Origin of the sequence: Polyangium jinanense, assembly GCF_028435265.1 — a bacterium.
GTDB lineage: Bacteria > Myxococcota_A > Polyangia > Polyangiales > Polyangiaceae > Polyangium > Polyangium jinanense.
Map to the genome: position 1 here is coordinate 70,300 of NZ_JAGTJK010000032.1, position 12,945 is coordinate 83,244.

10 protein-coding genes are annotated in these 12,945 nt (G+C 68.4%); 6 read left to right on the forward strand and 4 right to left on the reverse strand.

The genetic code is table 11. The features are described from left to right. Positions 1–8 precede the first annotated feature (8 nt). Together KEG38_RS37590 and KEG38_RS37595 are read left to right on the forward strand one after the other, a co-directional pair. A complete protein-coding gene (locus KEG38_RS37590) occupies positions 9–2,435 on the forward strand; it encodes a serine/threonine-protein kinase (protein ID WP_272425250.1) in 2,427 nt (808 codons plus the stop codon). A 241-nt stretch (positions 2,436–2,676) separates the two neighbouring features. Continuing rightward, a complete protein-coding gene (locus KEG38_RS37595) occupies positions 2,677–5,661 on the forward strand; it encodes a pre-peptidase C-terminal domain-containing protein (protein WP_272425251.1) in 2,985 nt (994 codons plus the stop codon). A gap of 67 nt (positions 5,662–5,728) precedes the next feature. Here KEG38_RS37595 and KEG38_RS37600 read toward each other — a convergent pair whose 3' ends face one another. Continuing rightward, entirely contained in the window at positions 5,729–6,145 is a 417-nt protein-coding gene (locus KEG38_RS37600; RefSeq protein WP_272425252.1) for a hypothetical protein, read from the reverse strand. 267 nt (positions 6,146–6,412) lie between these two features. On the opposite strand from KEG38_RS37600, the gene KEG38_RS37605 reads away from it, so the two are divergent. Further along, positions 6,413–7,087: a lysoplasmalogenase gene (locus KEG38_RS37605; protein ID WP_272425253.1), complete on the forward strand. Its 675-nt coding sequence runs from the start codon at positions 6,413–6,415 to the stop codon at positions 7,085–7,087. Positions 7,088–7,411: 324 nt separating this feature from the next. On the opposite strand, the gene KEG38_RS37610 is transcribed toward KEG38_RS37605, so the two are convergent. Both KEG38_RS37610 and KEG38_RS37615 read right to left on the reverse strand, forming a co-directional pair. Beyond that, the gene (locus tag KEG38_RS37610; protein ID WP_272425254.1) at positions 7,412–8,614 is read right to left on the reverse strand and encodes an FIST signal transduction protein; all 1,203 of its coding nucleotides are present in this window, start codon (positions 8,612–8,614) and stop codon (positions 7,412–7,414) included. A gap of 33 nt (positions 8,615–8,647) precedes the next feature. Further along, positions 8,648–9,118, reverse strand: coding sequence for a hypothetical protein (locus KEG38_RS37615; protein WP_272425255.1), 471 nt, complete (start codon positions 9,116–9,118; stop codon positions 8,648–8,650). Positions 9,119–9,365: 247 nt separating this feature from the next. On the opposite strand from KEG38_RS37615, the gene KEG38_RS37620 reads away from it, so the two are divergent. The 3 genes from KEG38_RS37620 to KEG38_RS37630 all read left to right on the forward strand — a co-directional run bounded on the left by KEG38_RS37620 (position 9,366) and on the right by KEG38_RS37630 (position 12,187). Then, a complete protein-coding gene (locus KEG38_RS37620; protein WP_272425256.1) occupies positions 9,366–9,743 on the forward strand; it encodes a hypothetical protein in 378 nt (125 codons plus the stop codon). A 1,032-nt stretch (positions 9,744–10,775) separates the two neighbouring features. Beyond that, complete coding sequence (locus KEG38_RS37625) at positions 10,776–11,186, forward strand: hypothetical protein (RefSeq protein ID WP_272425257.1); 411 nt, start codon at positions 10,776–10,778, stop codon at positions 11,184–11,186. Further along, positions 11,183–12,187 carry a YecA family protein gene (locus KEG38_RS37630; protein ID WP_272425258.1) on the forward strand — a complete coding sequence of 335 codons (1,005 nt, stop codon included), beginning with the start codon at positions 11,183–11,185 and terminating at the stop codon, positions 12,185–12,187. The genes KEG38_RS37625 and KEG38_RS37630 overlap by 4 nt, the downstream gene beginning before the upstream one ends. Before the next feature lie 55 nt (positions 12,188–12,242). On the opposite strand, the gene KEG38_RS37635 is transcribed toward KEG38_RS37630, so the two are convergent. Beyond that, a complete protein-coding gene (locus KEG38_RS37635; protein ID WP_272425259.1) occupies positions 12,243–12,893 on the reverse strand; it encodes a hypothetical protein in 651 nt (216 codons plus the stop codon). Positions 12,894–12,945 lie beyond the last annotated feature (52 nt).

Sequence of the window (12,945 nt, forward strand, 5' to 3'; positions counted from 1 at the left end):
GGAGCACCGTGGTGACGACGCCCTTCGAGCCGGAGGTTCATTCGGAGCGCACGGCGCATCTCCTGACGTTTTCGCCAGGCATCGTGATCGCTGGCAAGTTCGCCTTGCAGCGCATGATCGCGTCGGGGTCGATGGGCACCGTGTTCGAGGCCCGGGACACGTTCGTCGAGCGGAACGTCGCGGTGAAGCTCATGCACCCGCACCTGGCGAGTGATCCACAGCTCGTCGCCAGGTTCCGTCGCGAGGCGCAGGCCGCTGCGCGGATCCAGCATCCGAACGTCGTGACCGTCCTCGAGGTGGGCAAGCGGCGGGATGGCACGTTTTACATCGTCCACGAGCTGCTCACGGGGCGCACGCTGCGCCATGTCCTCGAGACGAACCCCCGCCGCGCCGTCGGCGAGGTCCTCTCGATCGCGCTGCCGCTCATGGGCGGGCTCGCCGCCGCGCACGCGTGTGGCATCGTCCACCGGGACATCAAGCCGGAGAACATCATCCTCTCCGTGACGCCCTCGGGCGAGCTCGTCCCCAAGATCGTCGATTTCGGCATCGCGAAGATGTCGCAGGAGAGCAGCAGGAAGGGGCTCACGCACTTCGGCATGATCATGGGCACGCCCCATTACATGGCGCCCGAGCAGGCGATCGGCGGCGCGGTGGACATGCGCACGGACATCTGGGCCATGGGGGTTTTGCTCTTCGAGATGCTCGCGGGTGTGCCGCCCTTCGACGGGGAGAGCCCGGAGGAGGTCCTGCGGAAGGTCGTCGCAGAGAAGCCTCCGCGTCTTGCATCCCTCGCGCCCGAGGCCGCGCCGTTCGCCGAGGTCATTCATCGGGCGCTCGCGAAGAACGCGGCCGATCGTCCGCCGACGATCGAGATCTTCACCGAAGCGCTCCTCGACGCGAGCCAGGGTCGGCATCGTCCGCTGTTCGTGAGCGCAATCGAGACGACGGATCAAATCACGTTGAGGATCTCGCCGAACTTGCCTCCGCTGTCGGCGCTGGAACGGGAGGCGGCGTTGCCGCCGGTCGTCGAGGAGGAGCCGGAGCCCCCCACGTTGCGGCTCTCGATGACCGCGCTCGAGGCCCCGACGGCGCAGGCGCGCGCAAGCCTCGGGCAATCGGAGATGGAGTGGCGCGCGGCCGACACGATCACCGTGCCCTACGAGGCCGATCGGGCCGCGGAGGCGGAGAGATCGCTCAGCGTCAACGCGCTCCGCGACGCGATCGAGCGCGCGCGTATGGCGATGTCCGCCCGCGGCGTGAGCGACGATCTTTGCGCCCGGATGTCGCTCGTGCAGGCGATCGCGCAATGCTGGCTCGGGGAGTACGAGAGCGCCGCGAATGCCGCGCACCAGGCCTTCGAGCACTTCGAGCGCGGGACGACCGGCTGGCACGCGGCCCTCGGCCACATGGTCATCGCCAACGGCCACCTCGGGCGCAAGACGGTGATGAGCGTGTCGGCGAAGGAGCTGATGGAGCTCGACCAGCGTGACGGCGTGACGAACCCGGCGCACCTCGTTTCGTACTGTCGCCTCGTGGTCTTCGCGGTGCGCCTCGGGCAGGTGCGGCTCGCGGAGCGATTGCTCGAGCGGGCCTTGCGGCACGCGGTACGCCCGGGGGACGTGGGGCCGTTCGTCGCGGCGTGGCTGGACGTCGCGCGCGGGGAGCTGTCGCTGCATCGGGGCGACTTGACGGCGTACCTCCAGCGTGTGCAATCGGCGGCGGAGCTGTTCACGAGCGCCAGCGACATTCGCAACTCGTGCTTGCAGCGATCGAACGTGGGCAATGCGCTGCTCCAGCTCGGCGCGTACGAGCAGGCCGTGGTGGCCTTGACGGAGAGCATCGGTGTCGCGGAGCCGATGCAGCTCGCGCTCGTCGCGACCGCCAAGGCGAACCTCGGGCTCGCGCTGTCGTACGTCGGGGGGCTCGACGACGGGATCGCGAGGGCAAACGAGGCGCTCGGGCAGTTCCGGAGGCAGCGGAACGTGCGCGGCGAGGCGATCACGCTCGTGTATCTGTCGCGCATGCACGTGGTGCTGAAGCGGCTCGGGGAGGCGGCGAGCATGGCGGAGGACGCGGCGCGGCTCGCGGAGGGGATCCCGGGCGTGCGAGCGTATGCGCTCGCCATGCAAGCGAGCATCGAGCTCGCGAACCGGCGCGCGCCGGAGGCGCTCGATCGAGCGGGCGAGGCGATGGAGATCCTGGAGGGGCTCTCCGGGGTCGAAGAGGGGGAGTCGCTGATCCGGCTGGTGCACGCGGCCTCGCTGCGGGCAGCGGGGCGAAAGGCGGACGCCAAGCGCCGCATCGACGAGGCTCAGGCCGGGCTCCTGGCGAAGGCGGATCGAATCGGCGACGAGCGATGGCGGAGCGTGTTCCTGAGGAACGAGCCGGACAACGCGCAACTCATGAGCCTGGCGAAGAAGCTGCTCGGCAGCTGAGGGGCCACGCCGGCCCCGATAGGTGCTTCCGGGGTACGTCGACGTACCCCCGGCGGGCATCGGCATGCCCCTTCGCGGACGTCGGGTGCGCCCTGTCAAACCTCGGTCGTTCTCCTCGTAGCCTGACGGGTATTTCTTGACGCCGCCGCCAAACTCCGCGCCTATGGGGGCGCAATTTACGATTCCCCCCTTTCTTTCGAAGAGGTGAATGGTGAGGAGAAACAGAAGGCTCGATTCTTCGTTGACGAGGTTCCTGGCGTCGATGGCGACGGTGGTGATGCTCACTGCCGGTCTCGCGCCCCTCTCCGGTTGCTCCGGCGAGGACCCGGAAGGTGCCGGAGGCCGGGGGGGCGCCGGCGGCGGGAACAACCAAGGCGGCGGCGGGAACAACCAAGGCGGCGGCGGGAACAACCAAGGCGGCGGCGGGAGCGGTGGCCAGGGCGGCAGCAACAACACGTGCTCGTCGCCCGAGGACTGCCCAGGGACCGACACCGACTGCGCGACCCGTACCTGCGACGACGGCGTCTGCGGCGTCTCCTACGCGCCCCAAGGCACGGCGACGACCGATCAGTCGTCTGGCGACTGCAAGCAGAGCGTGTGCGACGGCATGGGAGAGGTGACGAGCGTCGAGGACACGGCCGACGTGCTCGACGACGCGAACCCCTGCACCGAGGACACCTGCGAGGGCGACGCGCCCAAGAACACGAACCTCCCGCCGGGCACGGCCTGCGACGTCAACGACGGCAAGGTGTGCAACGGCGAGGGCGCGTGCGTCGAGTGCATCGAGGCGGCCCACTGCGAGAGCAAGATCTGCACGTCGAACGCGTGCGTGCCGGCCTCGTGCATGGACCAGGTGATGAACGGGAGCGAGACCGACATCGACTGCGGCGGCCCGGATTGCACGCCCTGCGACGACACGCGTGCCTGCCTCGAGGCGTCGGACTGCAAGAGCGGCGTGTGCACGGGCAATGCCTGCGCGGCGCCGGCCTGTGACGACACCGTGAAAAACGGCGAGGAGACCGACGCCGATTGCGGCGGTCCGACCTGCTCACCCTGCGGCCCCGAGAAGGGCTGCACCGTCGACGGCGACTGCGTGGGCGGCACCTGTTCGGGCTCGATCTGCGTGCCGACCTGCACCGACGGCGTGAAGAACGCGAACGAGACCGACGCGGACTGCGGCGGCCCGCTCTGCGGCAAATGCGAGGATACGAAGACTTGCTCGGTCGACGCGGACTGCGTGAGCGACGTCTGCGTGGGCGGCGTCTGCGCCGCGCCGACGTGCAGCGACGGCAAGCAGAACGGCGGCGAGACCGCGAAGGACTGCGGCGGCCCGTGCGGTCCCTGCGGCGACGGCCTCGCGTGCGCCGACAACGACGACTGCACGAGCAGCGTCTGCATCGGCAACGTTTGCCAGTCGCCCTCGTGCGGCGACGGCGTGGTGAACGGCACCGAGATGTGCGACGACGGCAACCAGGACAATACCGACGCCTGCCCGTCGACGTGCAAGGTGGCGACCTGCGGCGATACCTTCGTGCTGGCCGGCGTCGAGCAGTGCGACGACGGCAACCAGGACAATACCGACGGGTGCGTCGCGGGCTGCAAGGTGGCGACCTGCGGCGACGGCTACAAGCAGGCGGGCACCGAGCAGTGCGACGACGGCAATACCGTCGCCGGCGACTGCTGCGCCACGAGCTGCACGGTCGAGGCCGGCTGCGAGCTCGAGCCGAACAACACCTGCGCAGCGGCGCCTGCGCCGGTCGCGGCCCCGACAACGGTCAAGGGCTCGATCACGCCGGCCGGGGATCAGGACTTCTTCGCCTTCACCGTGCCCGCGACGGCGGATCTCAAGATCGAGACCTTCGACGGCACGCCGGGCACCTGCGTCAGCGTCGACACGGTCATCGAGTTCCGCGGCTCGAACTGCACCACGGTGCTCGATTTCGACGACGAGAGCGGCGTCAATAGCTGCTCGAAGCTCGACTCGACCGTCGACACGCCTCTGCGGCGCGTCGCCCCGGGCACGTACTACGTGCGCGTCGAGGACTACCAGAACAACGGTACGATCCCGAATTATCTCCTGCAGATCTCGTTCAACGCGCTCTGCGGCGACGGCCAGAAGCAGGGCTCGGAGCAGTGCGACGACGGCAACGTGGCAGGCGGCGACGGCTGCGCCTCGAACTGCATGATCGAGGCGAAACCCGAGGTGGAGCCGAACGACACCTGCGCCGCGGCGACCGGCCCGTTCCCGGTGCCCACGGACGCGACCGGCCTGCTCCTCACCGGCGCGATCACGCCGATCGGCGACGACGACTGGTTCGCCTTCACGCTCCCGGCCGCGGCCGACGTGCACATCGAGACGTTCGACATGAACGGCCCGGGCACCTGCACGTCGTCGGTCGACACGGTGATCCAGCTCTACTCCGACTGCGCGACGGCGCTCGGCCCGGAGCAGGATCAGGGCGCGATCAGCAATTGCTCGAGGATCGACCCGAACATCAACACCTACGCGCGTCGGCTCCCCGCGGGGACGTACCGCGTGAAGGTGATCGACTACCAGGACAACAGCGTCATCACCGGCTACAAGCTGCAGGTGAAGATCACGGCGCTCTGCGGCAACGGCGTCAAGGAGGGCTCGGAGGAGTGCGACGGCGGCCCGAGCTGCACCGCGACCTGCGAGGTGCTCCGCGAGGTGGTCTGCAACGACGGCGTCGATGACGACAACGACGGGAGCACCGACTGCGCCGACACGGAATGCGCGTTCGGCTGCGGCCTCGCCACACCGTGCGACGCGGGCCAGAAGCTCGTGGTCTACAACTCGAAGGACACGCCCCTGAGCATCCCGGACGTGGACAGTACGACGAGCACGATGAACGTGGCCGTCACGGGGACCGTGCAGCGCGCGGCGGTGCAGCTCAACGTGACGCACACCTGGATCGAGGACGTCGACGTCTCGCTCGCGTCGCCGGCCGGGCCGTCCATCGACCTGACCAGCGACAACGGCGAGGATTTTGACAACTACGTGAACACGGTCCTCGACGACACCTGCGCGGCGCCCATCACCTCCGGGGCGGCGCCGTTCACCGGGTGCTTCTCGCCCGAGGCGCCGCTCGCCACGTTCAACGGGCAGGCGTCCGCGGGGGCGTGGAAGCTCGGCATCGGCGACGACGAGGACTACATCGTGGGCACGCTGAACAACTGGTCGCTCGCGCTCTGCGTTGCGCCCTGACGCGCGGAACGCGCCCTCCATCATGAAGGCTGCGTGGCGCCCCGGTTTTGCGGGCGCTGCGCGGCCTTCACTTCTTCGTCACGACACAGCTGTAGAGGGTGACGAAGCCGGCACTATCCTCTTTGCCTTCGATGTCCGCGAGGTCGCCGACCGCCATCTCCGGCTTGGGGATGTTCACGCAGGACAGCTTCATCTTGCCATTGCCCGAGAACATCGCCGTCTTGCTGCTCGGGCTGTACGACTCGAACTTGCAGCCGGAGAGCTTCCTCGGCGTGTGGCTCTGGCGGCCCTTCTCGTCTTGCTCCTTCTCGAAGGCAGCGACGTCGCAAACGTTGCCCGCCGGAGCCGACGCGCCGGCCGCGGATGCGGTGGGCGCCCCCGAACCCGAAGCCGGCTCCGATTTGCTGCAGCCAACCACGAGACCAGTCAATGCGAGCGCCAGGGCCGCGGGGAAGAAAGCAATCATCCGGCTCTTCGATTCCATGCTCGTCCCATCTCCTTACAGTGTTACCGTGATCTTCTCTCGGCGCGAAGAGGATGAGCGGAACCCCTTCGACCGGTCAACTGGGACGGAAGAATGCGAACAGGGGCGTTCTCCACGGCCGCGGAGGATGCCTTCTTCTGCCCATCGAGACGAGAAAGCAGAACACGAACAGGGGTCACGCTCGCGTGCCGAGCGCCCAGGGCCGCGTTCTCGCGTAGCTGCCCGCGCTCGGCGTCCGGCGGCAGCGTCGTGGTAAGTTCTCGACGCATGGATCGGGCTTCCTTTTGGTGCCACGAGGCGACCTTCTTCGGGGCGTACCTCGCGAGCGCGACGGCCTCGTGTTTGCTCGTCGTGCTTGCGCCGGGCTCGCTCGCGTGTCGTCTGGTCAAGGCCGTCCCACTTTTTTTGCTTTGCGTCGCTCGTCTGCGCGAGAGGCAGGGACGGCTCGCGAGGTTCGTCGGGCTCGGGCTCTTCGCGTCGCTCGTCGCCGACGTCGTCATCGATAACGTGTTCGTCGCCGGGCTCGGGGCGTTTCTCGTCGCGCACCTCTTTTATATCGCCGGGATGGGTTTGCCGGAGCGCGCGGTCGGCGCGTGGCTCCCGATGCTCCCGGCGCTCGCCTTCGGCGGGCTCATGTGGGGAATTCTCGTCGGAGCCGGCCGCGCGCCAGAGGCCCTGCACGCGCCAATCACGGCGTATGCGCTCGTCATCTCATCGATGCTCGGCCGGGCACTCGGGCGCGCCTTCGTCGAGCCGAAGGACCACGCCTCCCGCATTTTCTGCGCAGGCGCGATCTTCTTCGTGATATCGGACTCGCTCATCGGCGCGAATCGCTGGGTGTTCCCTCTCCCTCTCGGGCCGGTCTGGATCCTTTCAACGTATTGGCTGGGCCAATTCTTGATTTTTCGAGGATCGATGCCGCTCCAGAGCGAGCGCGCGTGACCCATCGCAAACCGCCGCGCCGGGGCGCTGCCCCGGACCCCGCGGGGGCTGTTCGCCCCTCGACCCGAACCAGGGCAAGCCCTGGACCTCAGGGGGAAGAACTGCGCGATGCGCAGTTCTTCCCACAGGCCGGTGGCAAGACCAGGGACGGCGTTGCCGGTCACGGCGGTCTTGATTGGCAGGGTCGTCGTTGGCCTTGACCTGGCCTGTTCGATGAACTGCGCATCGCGCAGTTCATCGACCCCGGGTCCAGCCCCTGGCTGGTCCGGGTCCAGGGGCGGATAGCCCCTGGTGGGGCCTGGGGCAACGCCCCAGCTCAGCGCCTCAGCCCGCGATGACGAGCGAGACCGACAGATTCGAGTGGACGTTGCCCACGCCGGGGACGTGGCCTTGCTCGCCGAAGGTGCAGAAGCCGAGGATTGGGACGTCGCCGAGCCGACCCCGAAGGCGCGAGAGCACCTCCTCGATACGCCCGCCCACCGCGCCCGCGCAGCCCGCGCAGTAAATCAAGAATGCGCCGCGCGCGTCCCGCGGCTCGATGTTTGCCGCGGCGAGACAGCGGTCGACGATGCGGTCGATGATGCCCACGAGCGAATCCGCGCTGCCGGACATGAGACACACCGTGGCGCCCTGCGGCGCCTCGGCGAAGACGTCGACCCGGCCCTCGGGGTGCGCCTGCGCCGGGTGGAGCAGCAGGTAGAACGGCTGCTCCGCGTCACCGCCGCGCGCGATGCCCACCGGGGTCACCGCGGTCTGCATGAGCAGGTTGCCACCCTCGCGCACCTCGGCGGCGATCGAGTCGCCGATCCAGCCGTGGAGGACCTCGGTTGCCGGGCGGCCGTCGAGCGTCTCGATGGCGCGGCCGTTCGACGCGGTGATCACTGCGCGCTTGTTGGTGGGCTCGTACGGACCCTCGATGACCGCGCCGATACGTACCGACGCGCCCCAGAGCCCCGCGAGGGTGACGCCCTCGCGCTGCACGCCCTGGTCCGTGAAGATGCTCCAGGCGCCCTCGATCGTGTGATCGGCCGCGCTGCCGCCGAAGACGGGCACGCCGGGCAGGACGTCGGTGATGCCGGCGAGGATTTCCTCCTCGCGGCCAGGCGTGACCGCGATGAACACGAGCCGCGGGGGCTCGCCTGCGGGGCCGCTCGACGCGAGTGCCCGCGCGGCCTTGCGGCCCGCCTCTCGCGCGCCTTCGGCGAGATCGGCGCTGCCCACGGCGAACGACGCATCCTGGCCGGCTCCGAGGAGGAGCACGCCCACGCCGCCCTTCTCGCCCATGACCACGCCGCTGCCCGTGAGCACGCCGAGGGACGTGGTCGCGCCGTGGAGAGGCACGCCGGGCAACGCTTCGCGGAATGCCGCGTGCACCACGCTTGCGTCGTGATCGACCGTGGCGGCTACGATGGCGAGCCGCGGCTCCTTGCCTCCGAGCGCGCGTCGCGCGACAGATGCGGCCTCGCGCACGGCGGCGTGGGTCTCCGGGGCGGCGCTGTGTCCAGCGCCCATGACGAGATCGCTCATGGTCTCCTCCCTGCTTCCTTCGTTGGGAGCGTTCTATCGTTGGATCGGCAAGAGCTGCAAGAGCCCGTCGAGCTCGGTCGCGGGCACGAGCGAGCGCAGCGCCCTGGCGAGCTTCGCGACCGCATGTGGATCGTCGGGCGTCGCGGCGTCGTATGTGCGCAGGTTGATGCCCGTCATGAGGATGAGGCGCGAGATGAAAAACGCGCCGTGCTTCCGGTCGAGCTGCCGCACCACCGCGGCGATGCCTCCGAGCGAGCGCCGTGGGGCTCCGGAGGAGACGGGCCCCCCGGGGGGAGACGAGGGGGCATACACGGGGTTGATGACGCTCTGCGGCGGGGTGCGCTCGAAGGGCGCTGGGGGCGGCGAGGTCTCGAAGCTCGGCATGAACGCGCTCACGGGTGCGGGCGGCGCGGGCGGCTGGCTGGTGCGGACCGAGCGAGGTCCCTCGGGAACCGCCTCCGGGTTCCACGGGGCGCGATCCAGGGGGCGTTGCGGGCTCGTCACGGGAATACTTTCGCAGAATCGCGAGCGGCGTCCAGAACGAACTGCAATCGTGCCCCTCCGTGCATTCGCCGCCGTGCGTCACTCGTTTGGCTCTCGGAACACCGGGCCCCCGTAGCCCGGGCCCTCGGAGACCTTCGCGCCACGCGTCTGCTGGGCGCGCGTGGTTTGCCGGGCAGCGCGGCATCCCGTTCGCATACGCATCGGCGCGATCCGGCGATACGGAGTACCGGGAAGGAGGAATGCAGCCATGACTGGGCAGAAAGGATGGGCCTTGCTCGCTTCGTTCGGGCTCGCTCTGGTCGGCTTGCCGGCTGCGGGCTACGCGCAGGGCCAAGAGGACGCGAAGATGACGCCGTCGCCCGTGGATACGGGCGGCAGGTCGCTCGAGGATTTCCTCGAGCAAGGCAAGGAGTGGGAGGTCACGCTCGAATCCGCCTCGCCCGAGGCGCGCGACACCATCTTGCGGTGGGCGGCGGGCGGCAGGCTCGACAAGCTGGAGATGTATACGCTGCCGGGCGGTCGCGTCTTCTTCGAGGCCCATATCAGCAAGGATGGGCGAGACTTCGAGGTCCTCGTGACGTCCGACGGGCAGACCGTCGCCCAGGGCAGCGACATCGGCGACTGATCAGCGTGATTCCGGGTTCCACGGCGGGAAGCGTGCGAAGAAATGGCACACGCGCTCCCGCGCCGCACGGGATCGACCGAGCCAGAGAGGGATTGGGGTTCCATGCGGGCCGACGTCCTCGCGTGAAGTCCGCACGCTCCTCGGGGAGCTGCGGGGGATGCAGCGAGAGGTCCAGGCGCGCCGTTTCCCAGGTCCACGCGATGGCTTGCCAACTTTACGCGCGCTCTCTCGAGGCCCAGGCGCCCGCGCACGAAAGTCACGTGTCTCGCGGAGAGCAGCAGGCGCTTCCTGCCGAACCTCATGCGCCCGTGGCTGAAAACCAATCGTTCGGCCCCGAGGTCCACGCGCCCTCTCGTCAACCTCGAACGCTACCTGGTGACCTCCACCACGTTCCGCATCAACATCACGCCTTCCTGGGTCAACCCCACGCGCCCCCGAGTCAGGTCCACGCGCCTCCATCCTGGATACACGTACGACAGCTCACGTGCCCTTGGTCTTGCCACCGGCCTGTGGAAGAACTGCGCAACGCGCAGTTCTTCCACCCTCGGTCCAGGCCGTGCCTGGTTCGGGTCGAGGGGCGAACAGCCCCCGCGGGGTCCGGGGCGGCGCCCCGGCGCGGCTCCACCGCTGCAATGTCGTTCTTGGGCTGTTTGTCGACGAGCGTCTCGAGATTCCGCCAGAGCTGCTTCTCCTTGTGGGATGGGTGGGTCGACAGGGAAGCGTCTGTCGTCGACAGATGCGGGCGTGCTATCGCAGGCCATGACATTGCTTGCAAGAACGCCCCCAGGCGCGCTGCAGCAGGCCATGAGATTGGCGGAGGGTCGCTTTCGAGGACCGGCACGGTCTGAAGAGGCGACGGATCGAAATCGGACAGGCCCATGGAACTTCGCACCAGCCGAGGCCAAGGCTACGCGCGTATTCCGTCGTGTGATCGAGCATCGTGGCGGTCAGCGAGGTGGGGGGTGAGCGTCGCGAACGCCGCAAAAAAAAGCATGACGCGGGTCGATGTTCGCTATGATTCCAGAGGATCTCATGGGTCACGCCCACCACTTTCTCTCCCGCCTCGACCGCGTGTCCTTCGAGCACGTCGAGCTCTCCCTTTCGCTCTACCGCGACGAGGCCCTCTTGCGGCACATCCTCGCGTCTGGGCGCGTCCCTGAGCGTTGCGAGCGCGTTGCCATCTCGCTCGCCGACCCGGAGGAGGGCCCCTTCCTCGTCGTCACGCGCGATGGGCACTTCGTCACGTGCCTCGGCGAAGGCATGAAGCCCACGAAGGACCTCTTCCTGATCACCCGAGAGAAGCTCGACGCCGTCATCCGCAAAACGGAAGTCATGCGCGAGCGCTTGGCCCAGGCCGAGGCGGTTGCTCGTCAACCCGGGGGCCGAGCCGCGCTGCTCCGGCGCATTACGATGCTGGTTCACTGCTCTCGCGCGAGGAGATGACCCGTCTCGTCGCGATACAACCGTTCCTATGGGTGCAGTTCTTCCGTTGGCTGATGGAACTCCAGCCCACCCTCGTCGACCTGCGTCTGGTTCTCCTCCGGGAGCTTCGGCGGACGGACAAACTCGCGCGGCGCCACGACGAGCTCGTTGACGTGTACTGGAAGCTCTCCTGGGCAACGGGGCACCTCGTCGCGCTCGCCATGGCCGGCGGGCCCACGCAGTTCGAGGGGCTGTCCGAGGAGGACGTCGAGACGATCGCGCGGCTTGATTGCACTCGGATCGCGCTGGAGACGGGCATCATCGGCATCACGCTGCGCGGCGTCTGGGCGACGGCGCGCCTCGGCAAGCTCGCGCTGCCGTATCAGAAGCGCCAATATCAAGAAGCCGAGCGCTACATCGACGTAGCGAGCTCGGGCCTATCGCTCGTGGCGATAGGCCACCGTCATGCACGGCTGCGTGCCGAGGTGGGAAAGGTGCTCGAGACAGGGCCGAGGCTATCCGGCGAGGATCTCGTGAGCGACCTGGTACGCGATGCGGCTGGAACCATCGCAGGCCAGTGGACGATGTTCATGGACGAGCCGGACGTGCTCGCCGCGATCCATCGGGAAAACGGCGCGGATCTCGCCCTCCTCGCGAGCCGCATGGCATCTCCGGGATCGCCGTATCAGTTCGAGAGGATGGTGGACGTGCCGGATGCTCTCGCATCTTGCATAGCCGCGAACAGCCCGGTCGAATGGATGGAGAGCCCAGAGATGCTCGGCTCGCTCGGCGCGGTGCCCTGGGTCTCGCGGGCCGGGCTCGAAGATCTCCACTTGCCGGCGGACTTTCTCACCGCAGCGCGGGGCGTTTGGGACGCGGCATGGGCAAAGCCGGTGCTTCTCTCGGCGCGCGAGCCATTCCTCTGGGCAAGGCCAATCCAGCAAGCCCCGAAGGTCGTATCGCGGAAAGGTCCGTGTCCGTGCGGGAGCGGGAAGAAGTACAAGCGATGCTGTGGAGCTTGAAGCGAGCAGTACACCGCGCGAACGAGGGCGCGATTGGGCAGCACCTCGTCGATGCCTACGGCCACCATTCGCCCACGCGACGAATCGCTTGCACAACTCCGACCGCCGCCGGCGTCCCCCCGAGACCGATGATGAGCGGCGCCATCGCGGACAGGACGAGCAGCACCTCCGCGCGTGTCTCTGCGCGCCCATGGAGTGTGTCGTGCAGGAGCTTCTGGAGCCTTTGGCGCGGTGGATGAGGGCGCCGTAGCCGCTCCGAGGCGAGAGCGGCCACCGCCTCGAGCCGTGCGTCGTGGGGGCTTCCGTGCGAGCGCTCGGTCACGGCCTCGGCGAGCGCTACCTCGAGCTCCTGGGTGCTCAGCTCGGGGGCGATCCTCGCGGATCGCTCGAGCCCTGCTTTCCCACGAACCATCGCGCCGTCGAGCTGCGGCGATGCTGTCGACGGGGATGGGAAGGCGGCGAGCACCTCACTTCGACGCGGCTCAGGTAAGAGAGGCGCCACGGTGCGAGCGATCTGGCTGCGCATTTCGGTGGAATCGAGGTGACGAATGCGCGGGAGCTCAGCCGCCAGGATTCTTTCGGCGATCTGCGTTCGCTCGGCGTCGCCGAGCCTCCAGGCGAGCCAGACAAGGACGTTCGCCCGGACGTGAACGGTCGCGATGCGCTCGGCGATCGACAGCGCCTCGGGGATCCATGCGTCGGGCAAGAAGGGAATCAGCTTCTCACGCGAACGGCGCGCGAATCGGCCGAGGCGGCGG